General features: G+C 42.7%; 12 protein-coding genes and 1 tRNA gene. 1 reads left to right on the plus strand and 12 read right to left on the minus strand.

Annotated elements, in window-relative coordinates:
- Positions 1 to 3: 3 nt before the first annotated feature.
- Positions 4 to 3,219 (minus strand): carbamoyl-phosphate synthase large subunit, encoded by a 3,216-nt coding sequence (gene carB, locus ACTNDS_RS04515; protein ID WP_441033972.1) that lies wholly within the window; start codon positions 3,217 to 3,219, stop codon positions 4 to 6.
- A complete protein-coding gene (locus ACTNDS_RS04520; protein ID WP_186994156.1) occupies positions 3,219 to 4,295 on the minus strand; it encodes a carbamoyl phosphate synthase small subunit in 1,077 nt (358 codons plus the stop codon). The genes carB and ACTNDS_RS04520 overlap by 1 nt, the downstream gene beginning before the upstream one ends.
- Positions 4,296 to 4,697: 402 nt before the next feature.
- Between ACTNDS_RS04520 and ACTNDS_RS04525 the strand changes: the two genes are divergently transcribed.
- Positions 4,698 to 4,781: transfer RNA gene (locus ACTNDS_RS04525), tRNA-Leu, on the plus strand.
- Positions 4,782 to 4,934: 153 nt separating this feature from the next.
- Here ACTNDS_RS04525 and ACTNDS_RS04530 read toward each other — a convergent pair.
- The 10 genes from ACTNDS_RS04530 to ACTNDS_RS04575 all read right to left on the minus strand — a co-directional run bounded on the left by ACTNDS_RS04530 (position 4,935) and on the right by ACTNDS_RS04575 (position 18,574).
- Positions 4,935 to 6,074, minus strand: coding sequence for a hypothetical protein (locus ACTNDS_RS04530; protein ID WP_441033975.1), 1,140 nt, complete (start codon positions 6,072 to 6,074; stop codon positions 4,935 to 4,937).
- Between the two features lie 54 nt (positions 6,075 to 6,128).
- Positions 6,129 to 7,613 carry a hypothetical protein gene (locus ACTNDS_RS04535; protein WP_441033977.1) on the minus strand — a complete coding sequence of 495 codons (1,485 nt, stop codon included), beginning with the start codon at positions 7,611 to 7,613 and terminating at the stop codon, positions 6,129 to 6,131.
- 265 nt (positions 7,614 to 7,878) lie between these two features.
- The gene (locus ACTNDS_RS04540; protein WP_441033979.1) at positions 7,879 to 8,478 is read right to left on the minus strand and encodes a DUF7575 domain-containing protein; all 600 of its coding nucleotides are present in this window, start codon (positions 8,476 to 8,478) and stop codon (positions 7,879 to 7,881) included.
- A 62-nt stretch (positions 8,479 to 8,540) separates the two neighbouring features.
- Positions 8,541 to 9,941: an ATP-dependent Clp protease ATP-binding subunit ClpX gene (clpX, locus tag ACTNDS_RS04545; RefSeq protein ID WP_441033981.1), complete on the minus strand. Its 1,401-nt coding sequence runs from the start codon at positions 9,939 to 9,941 to the stop codon at positions 8,541 to 8,543.
- A 190-nt stretch (positions 9,942 to 10,131) separates the two neighbouring features.
- The gene (locus ACTNDS_RS04550; RefSeq protein ID WP_441033983.1) at positions 10,132 to 11,550 is read right to left on the minus strand and encodes a S1C family serine protease; all 1,419 of its coding nucleotides are present in this window, start codon (positions 11,548 to 11,550) and stop codon (positions 10,132 to 10,134) included.
- Positions 11,551 to 11,696: 146 nt separating this feature from the next.
- The gene (locus tag ACTNDS_RS04555) at positions 11,697 to 12,620 is read right to left on the minus strand and encodes a glycosyltransferase family 2 protein (protein WP_441033985.1); all 924 of its coding nucleotides are present in this window, start codon (positions 12,618 to 12,620) and stop codon (positions 11,697 to 11,699) included.
- A gap of 75 nt (positions 12,621 to 12,695) precedes the next feature.
- Positions 12,696 to 14,150 carry an LCP family glycopolymer transferase gene (locus ACTNDS_RS04560; protein ID WP_441033987.1) on the minus strand — a complete coding sequence of 485 codons (1,455 nt, stop codon included), beginning with the start codon at positions 14,148 to 14,150 and terminating at the stop codon, positions 12,696 to 12,698.
- 19 nt (positions 14,151 to 14,169) lie between these two features.
- On the minus strand, positions 14,170 to 15,573 hold the full coding sequence (locus tag ACTNDS_RS04565) for an undecaprenyl-phosphate glucose phosphotransferase (protein ID WP_441033989.1): 1,404 nt from the start codon (positions 15,571 to 15,573) through the stop codon (positions 14,170 to 14,172).
- A gap of 156 nt (positions 15,574 to 15,729) precedes the next feature.
- Positions 15,730 to 16,686, minus strand: coding sequence for a glycosyltransferase family 2 protein (locus tag ACTNDS_RS04570; protein ID WP_441033991.1), 957 nt, complete (start codon positions 16,684 to 16,686; stop codon positions 15,730 to 15,732).
- Positions 16,652 to 18,574: a glycosyltransferase family 2 protein gene (locus tag ACTNDS_RS04575; RefSeq protein WP_441033993.1), complete on the minus strand. Its 1,923-nt coding sequence runs from the start codon at positions 18,572 to 18,574 to the stop codon at positions 16,652 to 16,654. Before ACTNDS_RS04575 ends, ACTNDS_RS04570 begins: the two co-directional genes overlap by 35 nt.
- Between the last annotated feature and the right edge of the window lie 116 nt (positions 18,575 to 18,690).

Here is an 18,690-nt window from a genome sequence, read left to right on the forward strand (position 1 = left end):
ATATTATCTTCTTGCAATCGTAGCAATATCGATCAGAGATAATTTGTTCAGATCTGTATTCTCAAGGCTGGTTGCCAGTGCCTCTGCTGTATCCAGAGAAGTCAGGACATTCACACCTGTTTCGATCGCATTACGTCTGATCACAAATCCGTCTTTCTGATGCTCAACTCCCTGAGGCGGAGTATCAATAACAACATCAATCTTATGTCCAAGAATAAGATCCATAAGGTTTGGTGACGGCTGTTCCAGTTTATTGGTACGGATCACTTTAATTCCATTCTCTTTCAGAACTTTTGCAGTTCCCAGAGTTGCATAGATTCTGTAACCAAGGGCTTCAAATCTTCTTGCAATCGGAATAATATCTTCTTTATCCTCATCCTTTACAGTGATGATCATATTTTTATGCTTCGGAAGGCGGATTCCTGCTCCCAGAAATGCTTTGTACAGTGCTTCATTAAAGCTTTCTGCAATACCAAGACATTCACCTGTGGATTTCATCTCCGGTCCAAGGCTGATATCAGCGCCACGGATCTTCTCAAAGGAGAATACCGGCATCTTAATTGCAAAATATTTTGCCTCAGGCTGAAGACCAGGCTCATATCCCATATCCTTCAGCTTATGTCCCAGAATAACTCTGGTAGCAAGAGGAACGATCGGAATACCAGTTACCTTGCTGATGTATGGCACTGTACGGCTGGAACGAGGGTTAACCTCGATTACATACACTTCATCACCGCATACAATAAACTGGATATTGATCATACCGATTACATGAAGAGCCTGTGCCAGACGATTGGTATAGTCTGCAATGGTTTCTTTTGCCTTTTCACTGATCGTCTGAGCCGGATATACAGAAATACTGTCTCCTGAGTGGATACCTGCACGTTCAATATGTTCCATGATACCAGGAATCAGGATCTGCTCACCATCGCATACAGCATCAACTTCAATTTCCTTACCCATCAGGTATTTATCCACCAGAATCGGATGCTCCTGTGCAATCTGGTTGATAATTCCGATATATTCTTCTACATCCTCATCACTGACTGCAATTCTCATTCCCTGGCCACCAAGTACATAAGAAGGACGAACCAGTACCGGATATCCCAGCTCTCCGGCAGCTTTCTTAGCTTCCTCAGCAGTAAATACAGTGTGTCCCTTTGGTCTTGGAATCTGGCATTTTTCCAGGATCGCATCAAAGAGCTCACGGTCTTCCGCTGCATCTACATTTTCTGCAGATGTTCCCAGAATCTTCACACCCATCTTAATCAAAGCTTCCGTCAGTTTAATGGCAGTCTGTCCACCAAACTGAACCACTGCTCCATCAGGCTTCTCAACATTTACTACATTCTCAACATCTTCCGGAGTCAGAGGCTCGAAATACAGCTTATCTGCAATATCAAAGTCAGTACTTACTGTCTCAGGGTTATTGTTGATGATAATTGTCTCATATCCTTCCTTGGCAAATGCCCATGTACAATGTACAGAGCAGAAGTCAAACTCAATACCCTGACCAATACGGATAGGACCGGAACCAAGTACCAGGATTTTTTTCTTATCCGGTGTTGCTGCAGCTTCGTTCTCTGTCTGCTCATCACCGTATACGGAATAATAATATGGTGTCTCTGCTGCAAACTCTGCTGCACAGGTATCAACCATCTTATAAGCTGCTTTAATTCCCCATTCCTGACGGAGTGCTTTTACCTCTGCCTCGGTCTTTCCGGCAAGGTCTGCAATGATATAATCAGGGAATTCCATACGTTTTGCTTCCAGAAGAAGCTCTTTTGTAAGCTCCTGGCTCTTCAGTGCCTGCTCCATCTCTACCAGGATCGCAATCTTATCAATAAACCACCGGTCAATCTTGGTAATATTATGCAGCTCTTCCTGAGGCATATTTCTGCGGATAGCCTCTGCAATCTTCCAGATTCTGCGGTCATCCACAACCTTCAGCTCTGACAGCAGTTCATCATCTGTCAGCTCAGAGAAATCATAGGACATCAGGCTGTCCACATGCTGTTCCAGAGACCGGATTGCCTTCATCAGGGCACCTTCAAAGTTATGGCAGATACTCATAACCTCACCGGTAGCCTTCATCTGAGTGGTAAGAGTTCTCTTTGCTGTAATAAATTTATCAAAAGGAAGACGCGGAATCTTAACTACACAGTAGTCCAGCATCGGCTCAAAGCTTGCGTAGGTTTTGCCGGTAATGGCATTTGGAATCTCATCCAGAGTATATCCCAGCGCAATCTTGGCAGCAACCTTGGCAATAGGATAACCGGTAGCTTTACTAGCCAGCGCAGAGGAACGGCTTACTCGAGGATTAACCTCAATTACACAATATTCAAAGCTTTCCGGATGAAGGGCATACTGTACATTACATCCACCTGTGATTCCCAGTTCTGTAATAATATTTAATGCAGATGTACGAAGCATCTGATACTCTTTATCTCCCAGAGTCTGAGAAGGTGCTACTACGATGGAGTCACCGGTATGCACGCCTACAGGGTCAATATTTTCCATATTGCAGACTGTGATGCAGTTACCTGCACTGTCACGCATTACCTCATATTCAATTTCTTTCCATCCGGAAATACAACGCTCTACCAGAACCTCACCTACACGGGAAAGACGAAGTCCGTTTTCCAGAATTTCACGAAGCTCTGCTTCATTGTAGGCAATACCGCCACCGCTTCCGCCAAGTGTGTAGGCAGGGCGGAGAACTACAGGATAGCCGATGGAATTAGTGAAAGCCAGTCCATCTTCTACTGTGGTAACAACCTTGGAAGCAGCAACCGGTTCTCCGATTTTCTCCATAGTGTCCTTAAATTCCTGACGGTCCTCGGCCTTCTTAATAGTCTCAGCAGTGGTACCGATCAGTCTTACATTATGTTCTTTTAAGAAGCCTTTCTCATCCAGCTCCATGGCAAGATTCAGTCCTGCCTGTCCTCCCAGTGTAGGAAGTACACTGTCAGGCTTTTCCTTCAGGATCAGCTGCTCTACTACTTCTACTGTCAGAGGCTCAATATATACTCTGTCAGCAATATCCTTGTCTGTCATGATGGTGGCAGGGTTAGAATTAAGAAGAACTACCTCCAGACCTTCTTCCTTCAGAGAACGGCAGGCCTGTGTTCCTGCATAGTCAAACTCTGCAGCCTGGCCGATGATAATCGGGCCGGAACCAATTACAAGTACTTTTTTAATGTCTTTATTTCTTGGCATTATTTATTTCCTCCCATCATATCCATAAATCTGTCAAACAGGTAGCTGGAATCCTGCGGTCCCGGGCAGGCTTCCGGATGGAACTGCACTGTGAAAATGTTCTTTCCTTCATATGCCATTCCTTCATTGGTGCCATCATTAACATTGATAAATGCAGGCTTCGCAATATTTTTTGCCTCCAGGTCCTCAGCGTCTACTACATATCCGTGGTTCTGAGAGGAAATATAAACTCTTCCTGTTGTCAGATCCTTTACCGGATGATTTCCACCACGATGGCCATATTTCATCTTATGTGTATCTCCGCCTGTTGCCAGTGCCATCAGCTGATGTCCAAGGCAGATTGCAAAAATCGGAACCTCAGAATCATAAAGTTTCTTAATTTCCCCAATAATGGAAGTACATTCCTTAGGATCTCCAGGGCCGTTACTTAACATGATTCCGTCCGGTGAATCCTTTAAGATTTCCTCAGCCGGTGTAAGGGCCGGATAAATGGTTACCTGGCATCCTCTCTCATTTAAGGAACGTGCAATGTTTCTCTTTGCACCCAGATCCAGCAGAGCTACTTTTGGACCATTACCTTTTAATACTTCCTTTTCACGGCAGGTTACCTTTTCAACTACCTTACCTGTTGTATATGCTTTTAACTGGGGAATAATTGTATTTAAGTCGTAATTCTCATTGACAGTGATCATGCCATTCATGGTACCTTTTTCTCTGAGGATCTTTGTCAATGCTCTGGTATCAATTCCGGCAATACCTGGAATATCATGTTTACTTAAGAAATGCTGAATGGTATCCACACTACGGAAGTTGCTGGGGATACGGGATAATTCACGGACAATAAAACCATCAACCCATGGTTTTCTGGATTCCTGGTCATCATAGCAGATACCATAATTTCCAATTAATGGATATGTCATACATACTGCCTGTCCTGCGTAGGAAGGGTCTGTCATTACTTCCAGATATCCGGTCATGGAAGTATTAAAAACGATCTCGCTGATCACGTCTCTCGTGGAACCAATGCTTGTACCAGTAAAAACATGGCCATCTTCTAATATCAGAAATGCTTTCATACAATCTCCCTTTCTTATCAATCTATTTTACTGAATGGTTACAAACTGATGCAACCCTAAATCTTCAAGATTGTATCACAAGAAAGTGGTTATTTCAACCTCCTATGACATAAAATTTTCTTTTTTCGCCCAAAACTTTCCCTGAACAAAATGAAGACCAGTCAAATGTCTCTTGTCTCTGACATTATATTTTCATCTTATCATGCCAGACATATTTTTTCTATACTGATATTTACAATAAACAAAATATATTTATTCTATGTGAATTATTTTGTTTATTGTAGGTTTTTTTCGTATTCAAAAAAAAATTAAAAAAATTTAAAATTTATGCTTGACTTTTATGTATATATCGGTTATTATAAATGAGCAGTCGCAAGTGAGCGATTGATTCATAAGAGAAATGCAGAAGTGGCGGAATTGGCAGACGCGCAGGCTTCAGGTGCCTGTGGTAGCAATATCGTGTGGGTTCAAGTCCCATCTTCTGCATTATTTTTTTGTCTTTTTTAACCAACCTTATCATAACCGCAAAAAGGGAAGGCACGATTTATCAGAATCCGAAATAAATCATGCCTTCCCTTTTATTTTCTTTTTTATTTCCAAAGCTATCAGCCGTATGCATTGCCTCGCCTGTTTTATCCGTTACTGCACCTGACTCATAATATAGTTATATATCTTCATGCAGGTCTCTCTGTCATAGTGCGTTCCATCAGCAGTCTTATACCCCTGCGTTGTCAGCCAGGAATACAGGTCTATAAAATCAGCTCCTGCAATCTGCGCTTTCATTTTTTTATTAAATGCTTTGATTGTCTTATTGTCCGCATATTCATCCGGTATTTCTACAGGTCCTACTGCCAGGATATGTACCCGAACTCCTTTTTGCTTCCACTGGGGAATCTTCTCATTAAGCAGGCTGATATAATTATCAATATTATCCAGGTCATTCACTCCCAGCCAGAAAAACAGATCCTCATTCCCCTGAATCTGTTCATCCACTGCTTTTACAGCAGTATCACGAAGCCATACATATCCCATACTTCCTTTACAGATCCATGCAACCTTATCGTCCCCTGTGAACTCCCGAAGCTCTTCAGTCCGGGAATCTCCCAGAATGATCACCGGTTTCAGTGCAGGCCTGCATGCCTTAACAGGCTCACTATAACCTGAATAAACCACTGCATCAGGATTTCTGCAATATGCACGGACACGATAATAATAATCCTGTTCTTCATTCAAGGTATTATCCCTGAAAGAAAGTACCCTATTTCCAGATGCAACTCCTACCCTTATATATTTTCCCTGCTCAGAATCAGCACGAAAAATCTGATATCCGTCTGCCGGCGAAACCCTACTCCAGGTAATCAATGCCTCTGTATCGCTGCTCCTTTTTACCTGGCTGACCGCAGGACTGGAAGGAGCAGTCTTAATTGTCAATACTTTTGACATTTTACTGTATATCACTTTTCCATTCTTCTTTGTGTAGGAACGGATTTTATATTTATATACCTTATTCTGTGAACCTTTTAGGATCAGCTGATTCTTTCCTGCAGGATAATTTCCCAGACTACGATATTTTTTATATAACTTATAATATAAAAATATCTGACATCCGGAGAATCCCTTTGCCTTATTCCACTGCAGAGTTACTGTATCCCCCTTTACCGTTCCCTTCAATACAGGGACTGCCGGTTGAGCCTGGGCAGCTATAGCACTTACAGTTCCTGACTGCAATATGAGAAGTATTGCAGTCAGAAATATCACCTTTTTCAGTATTTTCCTCAAGCAGCCTTCCTCCTTTCGGAAACATCCTCACAGTAAGTTCCTGTCAGCCATTCATTATTTAACTTTTACAGCCTTCACTCCGCTCCAGGAAGTGTATACCTTCTTGCCATTTACTACTTTATACGCTCTGGCTCTGAAATAATATGTTTTCTTACTTCCAAGACCAGTTTTTGTTACGCTCAAAGATTTTGTACCTTTTGTAACTGCAGAATTCATTTTATTTTTGGAAGTTCCATAATATACCTGATATCCGTCTGCTCCCTTTACCGCTGCCCATTTAACAGTTGCAGTTTTTGCCTTGGATGATTTCACGGAAATAGCCGGTCTGGTTGCTGCTGCCCTGGCTTTAACCTCTGCAGTTCCTGTCCATGGCTGTTCTACCTTATTCTTATCCTGCACCATAACAGTAGCAGTCAGTCTGTATGTATAAGTTGTTCCCGGAGTAACATTGCTGTCTGTGTAGCTGTCTCCAAATTCCGGATCATCCAGATCTCCTTTTCCCCAGGTTTTAATAGTCTGATAAGCCCCGTTTCCTGCCTTTCTCTCCAGTTTATAGCTTGCATCCTGAGAAGTGGAACCAATGTTCAGGCTGATCTCATCCCAGGAAGCAGAAGCAGAAACTTTTGCCTTTACCATTTTTATCTTACCACGCACTGCTGAATCACAACTAAATCTTTGAGGCTCGCGAACCCATTCAGGTGTAAAGTCAACAGATGAGGTCTGGCTGAGAGAATTTCCTTCAATGTACAGAGCAGCTACCTGATATCCGTCATTACCACCGGAAAGCTTTGTAATTTTGTTATTTGCCAGATTCAGGCTCAGTCCTGCAAAACCGGAACAGTTAAAAGATGTAAGAGCATTATAGCTTACATCAACCTCTGTAAGGCTCTTCAGATAATCACTGGAAATGTTAGAAAGTCCCAGATTTGCCTGAGATACAAAATTATTGTGGCTGGCATTGATATAATCCAGTTTTTTCAGATATTTAATGTTTGGCATTGCGATTTTAGTCAGTTTATTATTAGAGCAAAGAACAGCTACCATTCCTGTACAGCGGCTAAGATTCAATGTTCCCTTTAAAGCATTATCGCTTACATTAATGCTTGTCAGTTTCGTATTCTTTGTCAGATTCACAGATGTAAGCTTATTCTTTGATGCATCCAGAGTAGTAAGGGAAGTAAAATACTCGATTCCCTTCAGATTGGAAATCCCAAGACCAGACACATTCAGTGTCTGCACTGCCTTGATCTCTGCATCTGAAAGCTTCTTATCCTTATTGGTATCCAGATGATCCAGCACATAGCTGTAAAACTTTTTATCCGGAAAATTAGTAGTATTCACTGCAATTGTGGAAGCAGCCTCTGCAGCATCAGAACTAAACTCCTCACTTTCCTCTGCTACCGGAGTCTCATCCTCACTTACAGATGTCTCAACAGCTGAATCACTGAAGTCAGCCGCACTGACCCCTATTCCTGATGTCAGTACCGTTGCACTGATCACGCTTGCCATTAATAACTGGTATAATTTTCTGTTTTTCATCTTATTCTCTCCTGTCTTTTCAAAATTATTGTTTTTTCACGGCTGTGTGCCGGACCGTTACATTCATCGCAGTTACAATCTGTCTCTGATACGATATAACCTTATCACTTTTCTCTGCCTATTGCAACATTTTTTTAATTATAATGTAAAATTTTTACAAATCTGTAAAATATATTTTTCTTAATACAGGTGTAAAAGAGAACTAAGTATCCAAATTTTATTTGGTTTCTCAGTTCTCTTTGTATTTCTCATAACCTTATATTAATTATACTTCTGTTTTCTCCACAGCTTCCTCTGTTTTTTCCTCCACAGACTGTTCCTTCTGGAATTCTGCATTTTCCGGATTCTCCGGCTCTTCTGCTTTTGCACTCCCCTGGGCAGCTTCTGTCTCTGCTTCCGCCTCTGCAGGCTCACCTTTCTCATCTGTCTCCTCTTCGGATGCTTCCACAGGATCCTCTACAGATTCTGTAGGTTCCGGTGTTGGACAGGGCGTTCCACAATATGGACAAAAGCTTACAGAAAGATCTACTTCCCTCTCACAGGAAGGACAGATTTTCTTTCCTCTGAGATTAGCCGCACTGTCCTTAAACTCTCTGATCTTCAGAAAATGCTGATCAATTTCCTGGCAGATTACACTGAGTTCACCGTCAATGCCTTCTCCTTCAGCATGTCTCTTGTAGATGATGTCTCCCAGATCTGCTTTCAATTTTTCGATTGTCCGCTCTTCACCGGAAATTTTTCCGCGGATTTTCTGAGTCTCAATAGTCTGCTCTGCGCGGGCTCCCAGCTCTTTTGTTGTTTTTCCAAGCTCCTTTGTTGTTTTTGAAAATGTTTTTACGATACCGTCCAAAAAATCTGTTCCCATAATACCGGCTCCTTTCTAAAATATAAAATATATGGTTTTCTTAACTGTTCTGCATTTTACAGTTATCGTTTTTCAATCCGCTCCTGCCCTCTGAGCTGAACTTTCGGACCTCCATTGCCTTCAATATATTCCCTTGTGATCACAACCTCTCCGATATTGTCGTCTTTTGGAATCTCATACATAATATCCAGCATATATTCCTCCAGAATCGCGCGCAGGGCTCTGGCTCCTGTATCCTTTTCCAGTGCCTTCGCAGCTATGGCATGAAGGGCCCCTTCCTCGAATTCCAGTTTTACCTCGTCCAATGCCAGAAGCTTCTGATACTGCTTCAGTATTGCGTTCTTTGGCTCCTTCAATATCTTGACCAGCATATCCTCAGACAGCCCGTCCAAAGTAAAGATGATCGGCAGACGTCCGATAAACTCAGGAATCATTCCGAAGCTTCGGATATCCTCCACTGTAACCTTCTGCAGAAGGTGAGGATCATGATCATATTTATCCTTCAGATCTGCATAAAATCCAATAGATGCCTGTTTGTTCAGTCTCTCTTTAATAATATTCTCCAGATCCGGAAAAGCTCCCCCACAGATAAAAAGAATATTTCTGGTATTTACCGTCACAAGAGGCACCATGGCATTCTTGCTGTTGGCACCAACCGGAACCTCTACCTCACTGCCTTCCAGAAGCTTCAGCATTCCCTGCTGCACTGCTTCTCCACTGACATCACGCTGATTGGTATTTTTTTTCTTGGCAATCTTGTCAATTTCATCAATAAAGATAATTCCATGCTCTGCCCTTTCCACATCATTATCTGCAGCAGCCAGAAGCTTGGATACTACACTCTCTATATCATCTCCGATATAGCCAGCCTCTGTAAGAGAAGTTGCATCAGCAATGGCAAGAGGTACGTCCAGAAGCTTTGCAAGAGTTTTTACCAGATAAGTCTTTCCGCAGCCGGTAGGTCCGATCATAAGCATATTGGATTTCTCAATTTCAATCTCATCCATGGTATCCGTAGCTACTCTTTTATAATGATTGTAAACAGCTACTGACATTACTTTCTTGGCTTTCTCCTGTCCTATCACATACTGATCCAGTGTTTCTTTGATCTTATGTGGTGCAGGAATATTTTTCAGATCCAGAACCGGTTTTTCTGCCTTTTCTTCCTTCTTTTTCTTATGGATCTTTTTGGGCTGCTGTCCGGGATTCTGAAAACTTCTCAGATCGATCATACTCACATTAGGCATATTCATCAGATCCGCATAATTAAATTTTCCATCATTAAACTGCTGGTTCATGGAATTAAAGCTTTTCTGCATACAATCTGTACAGATATGTATATTATTCGGCAGTTCGATCATAGGTCCGGCTTTGCTCTCCGGCCTGCGGCAGAGAAAACAGAATTTCTCCTGTTTTTTCTCTTCCTGATCTATCACTTCGTCATCATTATAGTTATCAGTCATACTGACTCCCTTCCTCTCAACATTTCTATAAAAATTCGTAGATATAAAGTTAGGGGCAAAATGCCTTTTGACCCTAACATCATTATATAGAATTATATCATATTCCCCACATATCTCAAAATTAAAGTTTTATAAAATCAGCAAAAAGAGATACCACTTTTCTCTGCAGTATCTCTTTCTTATAAGCAGATCAGCTGTTTTCTGATCTGGATCCTAAAGTAATCTCAACTGTGCTCTCCTGGTATTCCCCGTCAGTAGCTCTGGCCACCACTGCTTCTATCTTCTCGCCAGACTTATAATACTGAAGTTTTTCCAGAAGATCATCCCCGCTGGTCACACTCTGTCCATCAAATTTCACAATAATATCTCCCTTACAGATGCCACCTTTCTCAGCCGGTGATTTCTCCTCAACGCCTCTGACAAAAGCTCCCTCCGGCATATCATACATCTGTATGGCCTCTGTAGTAAGATTGGAAAGAACTACCCCCAGATAGCCTTTCTCTTCAGCGGAAACCATCTCCCTGGTCTGACGGTTCATCAGATCCTCAAGAATAGGCTTTGCCCTGGAAATGGGAATCGCATATCCCATTCCTTCCACTGTACTGTCTGCATATTTAGCAGAATTAATACCGATCAGTTCTCCCTTCATATTCAGAAGTGCCCCACCGCTGTTGCCGGGATTAATGGCTGCATCTGTCTGAATCAGTCCGGAACTGCTTGTACCATCCTCTGTGGAAATCGTTCTGTTCAGCGCGCTGATCCATCCGGAGGTTACTGACTGTCCATATCCCAGCGCATTGCCAATTGCCACTACCTGCTGACCTACTACCAGATCCTCTGAGCTTCCAATCTGTGCAATCTTGATCTCGCTCAGTGTATCCTCAGGAATATCTGCCTTCTTTACAGCGATCACTGCCAGATCATTGTCAGAATCTGTACCCTTGATTCTGGCGCTGACTGCATCCTCCAGATTCAGGTCGCCGGTATCATCGGCATTCTCAGTCTCCGTTTCCGCATTCATTACATCATTACCTATAAAACATACGCTTAAAGTAGATGCTCCGTCTACCACATGATTATTGGTAGCGATCAAAAGCTCCTCATCATTATCTCCTACGATAATCCCTGAACCGGTAGCTGCACTTTTGTACTGACGCGAACCATAGCCAAAGAAACTTGGTATTTCCTGTACGCTTACTGTAGTAATAGCCACTACCGAAGGCATAGATGCCTGGGCTACTGAAGCCACAGTCCCATTCCCGGACTCTGTATCAACCCCATTCTCCCCGTCAGAACCGTTATCTGTCACAGTTCCAGCCACACTCTGGGTTGTTTCAAGATGTGTACTTTTTTCATCAGTTTTCAGATATTTACCTGCTACAAAGCTTACCGATAGAAAAACGGCAGAAGCTACCAGCCCGAAAAGCACTGCCAGAGCCACTGTCGTCCCTGCCTTTTTTCCAAAAGAATCTGTTTCTTTTTTATTCCGGACAGGCGGCACCCTGTCAGGCACAATTCCTGTCTCCTCATGGAACTGATAATGTTCATATCTTGGAGCCTGCTCCCCGGATGTCTGTTGATCTTCCCTCCGGTCTTCTTCATTATACATATTATCACCTGCTCCCTTCGCACCCGTTTATTCTGATATCAACAGATTGAAAGTCCTGTTCTGATATCCTGTTCTTTAGGAAACAGTATAGCAATGAATTGTGTTCAAAATGTGACAATAATCGTAAAATGACGTGAAGGAAAACCTTAGCCTTTTTTCCAGTAATAGGGGTTCATTGTACATGCAAGTACGATTTTTTTCGGAAGCTTATGGTATCTTTTTCCAAGAAAATATCCGGCATATTTAGCTCCGCTTTGCAGGATCAGCTGGGGGATCAGCCACACATGTCCGGTTTTTACCAGATATGCCATACTTCTTTTTACCAGGCGCAAGCCCTCTCCCTCAGAAGATACATCTGCAAAAATTTCCGGATGTTCTGCCTGTGAAACACCTAGGTCAAAGTTGCGGTGAAACTGCTGGACACAGGAATAATTGTGAGAATGATAAACCCGGACATCTGCTGCATAAGCAATAGAATATCCCTGCTTTACCATATTCCCTGCACAAATCATATCTTCATTAAAAATAGCTCTGTTTACAAAACCTCCCACATCCTGATAAGCCGCTCTTTTATATGCTGCGCATACATTGGAGCAGAAATACGTCTTTATCCCATATTGTTTCACATCAGATAAGGTTTTTACCGATGAATGTTCCGGATAATTAAAAGAGCGGGTGTAACGTTCCAGAAAACCACAGTCCGATTTGGGAAGCTGTCTGGCATAAGCCGCTCCTATTTTCTCATTCTGGTCCAGGGCTTTCAGCAGATTCCCAATCAGCTTATAATCCGCCGGAAGAGCATCCTGTGTCATAAACACCATAACCCGGGCATCTGACAGCTCTGCTGCCCGTCTTCTTGTACCACCATGATCAAAATCCTTCTGCTCCAGGTGGTGTACTTCCACCAGCTTACACTTCTCCCATTCCCGGTTCCAGTACTGCTCTCCTGTATTCATGACTACAATTCTGTCCGGAGGACATTCCTGCCTCTCCAGTCTTGTCAGCAATTCCATAAATTCTTTTCCCGGACGGTATGTGGGAATAATCACATCCACATTTCTGTTTTTCATATTTATCTCCGCTTTTTTTATTTGCAAAGGACCATCCTGTTGTTCGGATGGTCCTTTGTGTTCAGCATAATTCCATTATTCTTCGTTATCATCGTTTCCGGATTCAGCAGCTCCGTCAGAAAATCCACCGTCATCTCCGCCACCGTTATCATAATCTGAACCACTGTCATTATCATAATCCGAGCCGCCGCCATTATCGTAATCCGAATCACCGCCATTATCGTAATCCGAATCACCGCCATTATCGTAATCCGAACCGCCGCCATTATCGTAATCCGAACCGCCGCCATTATCGTAATCCGAACCGCCGCCGTAATCATAATCTGTGCCGCCGCCATTATCATAATCTGTGCTTCCGCTATTATTATCATAATAGCTATTATCTGTGGAAGAACTATTTCCAGACCATACAAATGTATTATCGTCCGTATTAGCTGTATCATCCTGTGTGGTAGATGCTGCTTCATCCAGTTTTCCTTCTCCGCCTACAATCTCCAGAATCTTATTGCTTCTGTCAAGAACCTCCGAGGACGGTGTATAATCCTGGTCATTATAGAGGAATTTGTGAAGCTCTGTTACATTGCTTGCTAAATCAGTAGGAACAATGATACTTCCCTTAATATTTGAGAATTTGTACTTCGCCGGAAATCCGGTACTGTCAGAAAAATTATATCCAATCACTGTTGGAATCAGGCCAAGAATATCCTGCTTTGAAAGAGAGGTCTGTACCATAGGGAACACATCATCCATAATCTTGAAAATAGAGGTTAAACCTGCTATCTTAGCCTTATCAAAGAGCATTCCCAGAACTTTTCTCTGTCTTTCTGTACGTCCCATATCCAAGCTTGCAGTATAACGGATACGACAGTAAGAGGTAACCTGCACACCATTCAGGTGATAGGTGTCTACGATTGCCTCCAGATCCTCTGGCTCTGGCTCTGGCTTTTCCACCGGAGTATAGCTCCTACCTGTCAGCTTGGATGTCTCCTGACAATAGTTATTCATATGCACAATTTCAGCATAGGAAAGAGGAATGTCCAGTCCTCCCAGATCATCTACAACCTCTGCCAGGGCAGAGAAATCTGCTGTGGCATAATCGGAAATATCCAGATCCAGGTTGGTATTCAGCATGGCAATTGCCTGCTCCGGTCCTCCATATGCATAGGCGGCATTTGCTTTTGTATAGGTTCCGTCTCCCACATCCAGAAGTGTATCTCTGTAAATAGAGGCCATACGCACCTCACCGGTATCATTGTTTACACTAACAATGATCATGGTATCACTGTTCTGCGCAGACAGATTAGATCCCTCACCACGAGTATCAATTCCAAACAGTACATAAGTTTTGTACCCTGTCATTTTCGGAGCCTCCGGATTCACCGGAATCGTCTCACGCTTCAGCTCCGGCTGCTGGATCTTATCCAGTCTGGAAGAAATCTGTCCGTAGACATACAGTCCGCCAATAAACAGCAGAAGCACAACAATCTCAAGCACAAACAGTACTTTTTTCTTTTTTCCTGGTTTAGCCATACTCTTCTTTCCCCTTATCTTAATATGCATTCTTATTTACAAATCCCTTAAAAAAGGTAAGAAAAATAATCTTTATATCAAAGCCTATACTCCAGTTCTCAATATAATAAAGATCGCATTCTATCCTCTTTCTGATGGATGTATCTCCACGATAGCCTTTTACCTGCGCCCATCCGGTAAGCCCCGGACGAACCTGATGTTTCACCATATACCTAGGGATTTCTTCTCTGAATTTCTCTACAAAAAACGGTCTCTCAGGTCTGGGACCTACCAAACTCATATCACCTTTTAAAATATTGAAAAGCTGCGGAAGCTCATCAATACTGGTATGCCGCATAAACTTACCGATTCCGGTCACACGGGGATCATTCTTTACCGTCCACGCCTTCTTCTCCTCCGACTCTGGCTGTACTTCCATAGAGCGGAATTTATACATCCGGAAATTCTGATTGTGAAGTCCCACCCTCTCCTGCTTGTAAATCAGGGGACCCGGAGAGGTCAGCTTGATCAACAGACACATCAGAAGCATGATCGGAGACGTCACAATAATCCCAGCAATTGAACCCACAATATCCATGGCGCGCTTCACCATCGCATTAAATGTATTATTCAGCGGCACATAGCGGATATTGATGACCGGAAGACCCAGTATATCCTCAGTATAGGGCTTTGTAGGAATAATCTTATTATAATCCGGGATAAATTTTGTGTGTACTCCCGACTTTTCACACAATGCTACAATCTCCTCAAGTCGATAGTACTCACTCAGTCCCAGTGTAATGGCAATCTCATCCAGGCGGTTCTCCGGAAGAATCACATTCAGATTTGCGATTCTTCCCAGCACCTTGATCCCCCGGTAGGCAGTCCCTGCCGGAACATTATCATCCAGGATTCCCCGGATCACATAACCCCACTGCGGGTTGGCCAGTACACGGTCAATATATTCCTCAGCAGCCCTGCTGTATCCCACGCAAATCATCTGTGTCTGGTTCATTCCCTTTTCACGCATATCCCTGAGAAGGGCAAAGATCAGCATACGGGTTCCCCACTGAAGAACAATATTGATCAGATAAAACATAATATATGTGGATCGGGAAAAATCTCCCTCATCAATCATATAAAATGTAAACATAAGAATCAAAAGTCCCAGGGAATTGGCCTTCACAATATTTGCCAGAACCAGCCTGCGTCCCTGCATCCGCATAGGCGTATACAAAGTAAATGCCTGATACAAAAGCAGATAAACCGGTATGATAAGGACAAGCATCAGCATATACTGCTGAAAACTCCTTGTTCTTACCGCAGTTGTCGACATAGGACCCACAAAACGTATCAGCCACGCCAGAAAATATGAAAGCGCAAGCACAACGGCATCTATCAGCATATGGAGACGACTAAAATTCTTTTCATTGTCCTTTAACAATTCTTTGTCACCTCATTTTTATTGCCTGTAACTGCCCCATCACTCACAGAATTCTCTCTGACAGGCAGCTACTGTCGCATTTATATTATAATAGTTGATTTGTAAAAGCAACAAATTCTTCTTCCCAATTTTATAAAATTTTTATGAACTTTAAAATTATCCTCTCAGGCGTCGGAACATATTGATCCACAATTCTATCTGTATTTTCAGATAATGAGGCAGATTTTCCACTCGGAAAGCTACTTTTCTGTCACGCCTGCTGATCTGAAATCCATTCTTAATACCTGCCAGGTATTCCCTTCCAAATCCTTTCAGACCAAAAAACAGAATTTTAATCCCAAAGCCAATAACCAGGAAAGGCAGATTTAACACGATCTGCAGCAAGGGCATATTTTTGTAGATTAAATACACATTATTTCTGGAGGAATAGCGAATTTTAAACTGGTTGTATCTGGATCCACTGGTACCGCTGCCCACATGATATACCTTAGCCAAGGGAAAATACCAGTTCTCATAGCCATTGATCCTGGCCCTGTATCCCACATCCATATCCTCAAGATAGGCAAAATGTTCCTCGTCAAAGTATCCTATTTTTTCAAAAATATCCTTTCGGTAAATAGCCGCTCCCGCGCAGGAAGCAAAAATCTTCTCTTCTTTTTCATAGGTATGAATATTTTTACCCTTTCCTCTGGCAAAAGCCCAACCCAGGGCACAATAGTAATTGCCTGCGTCATCCAGTCTGTCCCTGTCATGAAACTGTATCATTCTGGCTGCCCCGGAGAAAGCTTTCGGATGCCTCCTGATTCCCTGAAGCATCTGCTCAATAAAATCCCGTGTAACCCCTATATCATTATTCAGAAGCAGCACATAAGGTGCTCTGGAGGCTTTAATCCCCTCATTCACAGCCTTACAGAATCCAAAATTCTCAGGAAACTCAATAAGACGCACCCAGGGATACGAAGCAGCCACAAAAGCACAGCTTCCATCACCGGAACCATTGTCTACCAGGATCACCTCAAAATTTTTTACAGTCTGACACTCCAGACCGGAAAGTACTCCATCCAGATAAGCCATCCCGTTATAATTGGGAATGATTACTGATATTTCCTGCATGATTTCCTCCTGCTTCTCTCTTTTTCTCATCATCCTTCCAACTCATTCCCGGAAGTGGTTTCAGAGAATAATTCCATTTTGTAAGGGAAAGGTTTTTATTATAATAAGGATCTCCGTTTTTCAGGATATCCAGCCAGTGACAGCGCATATATTCAATTTCAGTCTGAAAACGGCGCACTTTTTCTTCACTGTCCTCTGCTCCCCTTGTTTTTGATTCCATATGATAAAGCTCCGCATAGGGATCATATACGATGAGAAAATCTTCCTTTCGCACCTTCAGACACAGATCCACATCATTAAATGCCACAGCCAGCTCCTCTGTAAAACCGCCTGCTTTCTCAAATACTTTCTTCTTCATCATCATGCAGGCAGCAGTCACTGCACTCATATCCTGCAAAAGAGAGGCCTTATGCAGATAACCGGTACGGTCTGCCGGCATATCCACAAACATATGTCCGGCAATTCCTCCCATCCCTACCACACAGCCTGCATGCTGAATGGTATGATCCGGATAAATCAGTTTTGCTCCCACTGCTCCTACCTCCGGTCGCTGGCATACTCCCAGCATCTCCTCCATCCATGAAGGTAGGATTGTTTTTATATCATTATTCAAAAACAGCAGATACTCGCCCCTTGCATGAGATGCCCCGAAATTATTGATGGCAGAATAATTAAACGCCTTTGTCCACCGCAGAAGCCGGATCCGGGGATCCCTGGAAAGTTCTTTGTAATATTGAAAAATCTCTTCTGTAGTGCTGTTATTTTCCACAATAATGATTTCAAAATTCTGATAATCTGTATTACTTTTCAGAGATTCCATACAAGTCTGCAAAGTTTCTTTTTCATCTTTATTGGGGATGATCACCGATACCAACGGCTGCCCCTGAACCGGATATTGGACACGGTAAAATCCCAAATCCGGGGTATGGCTTACCACTCCCCTGACACCGGTTCTTTTCAGGTGTTCTTCAATGGCACGCTTTCCGGCTTCAAAGGCATACATCTTACTTGCCGGATTGTCTGCAGTAGATGCTTTATGGGTTCTCCAGTGATAGAGGATCTCCGGTACATGAACTACCTCCCTGGCAGCCTCTGTGCAACGGAAAATAAAATCATAATCCTGCGCTCCGTCAAATTCCCTGCGAAAACCTCCCGCCTGCTCCACCACACTTCTGCGAACCATAAAAAAATGGCAGATATAATTATTAGACCTTAAAAGATCCAGGTTAAAATCAGGTTTCAGGTGAGGCTGAAAATGCTCATCCAGCTCTGTGGTAACCTTATCCTCATCTGTATAAACAGCATCTGCCTCCGGATGTGTCTGCAGCGTCTGCACGATTTCATAAAGTGCATTGGGTGCCAGCAGATCATCATGATCCAGAAGCCCGAGAAATTCTCCCTTTGCCATGGCAAATGCTTTGTTTGTATTCTCTGCAATACCCAGATTTTCTTTCAGATTACAAAAACGCACCCTCTCATCCCGGGCTGCATACTCTGCCAGAATTCTCTGCATCTCTTCATTATCAGGACTTGCATTGGCAATGCAAAGTTCCCATACTCCATAGGTCTGTCCTGTTACAGAATCGATCATCTGTTTCAGGAATTCTGTGGGAGTCTGATAGGCAGGTACTATAATACTGATCAGCGGCTCATATTTAAATCTGTGAGTTCTCTGTCTGTCCAGTGTTTCCTCATCCGGAGCATAGGCCTGATACCATGGGGCATATGGCACTTCCTCCGGTTCAAATCTTTCATGAAGACGAATCCAGAATTCCTTTGGCCCATAATGCTTCAGATACCGAAAACCCTTTTGCACTGTGTAGGGAGAAAGTTTTTTCAAAACCCTCAGCCACTGGATTTTTCCCCCTGTAGATTGTTGTTTATTCATGTTTCAACCTCGATTTTTTGTCAATAAGATATTTTATTTTAACATTGTATGATATTTTTTGCAAGAAACCTGTAAAGTATGCTATACTATTATTCACAATTAGTTATTGAAAACGG

The organism is Blautia sp. HCP3S3_C12, assembly GCF_052064155.1.
Classification (GTDB): domain Bacteria; phylum Bacillota; class Clostridia; order Lachnospirales; family Lachnospiraceae; genus Blautia_A.

What these genes read in the sequence shown, in the direction of transcription:
- carB (WP_441033972.1), bottom strand. Translation starts at nt 3,219, where the DNA reads ATGCCAAGAAATAAAGACATTAAAAAAGTACTTGTAATTGGTTCCGGC.
- ACTNDS_RS04550 (WP_441033983.1), bottom strand. Translation starts at nt 11,550, where the DNA reads ATGTATAATGAAGAAGACCGGAGGGAAGATCAACAGACATCCGGGGAG.
- ACTNDS_RS04560 (WP_441033987.1), bottom strand. Translation starts at nt 14,150, where the DNA reads ATGGCTAAACCAGGAAAAAAGAAAAAAGTACTGTTTGTGCTTGAGATT.
- clpX (WP_441033981.1), bottom strand. Translation starts at nt 9,941, where the DNA reads ATGACTGATAACTATAATGATGACGAAGTGATAGATCAGGAAGAGAAA.
- ACTNDS_RS04555 (WP_441033985.1), bottom strand. Translation starts at nt 12,620, where the DNA reads ATGAAAAACAGAAATGTGGATGTGATTATTCCCACATACCGTCCGGGA.
- ACTNDS_RS04535 (WP_441033977.1), bottom strand. Translation starts at nt 7,613, where the DNA reads ATGAAAAACAGAAAATTATACCAGTTATTAATGGCAAGCGTGATCAGT.
- ACTNDS_RS04575 (WP_441033993.1), bottom strand. Translation starts at nt 18,574, where the DNA reads ATGAATAAACAACAATCTACAGGGGGAAAAATCCAGTGGCTGAGGGTT.
- ACTNDS_RS04540 (WP_441033979.1), bottom strand. Translation starts at nt 8,478, where the DNA reads ATGGGAACAGATTTTTTGGACGGTATCGTAAAAACATTTTCAAAAACA.
- ACTNDS_RS04570 (WP_441033991.1), bottom strand. Translation starts at nt 16,686, where the DNA reads ATGCAGGAAATATCAGTAATCATTCCCAATTATAACGGGATGGCTTAT.
- ACTNDS_RS04520 (WP_186994156.1), bottom strand. Translation starts at nt 4,295, where the DNA reads ATGAAAGCATTTCTGATATTAGAAGATGGCCATGTTTTTACTGGTACA.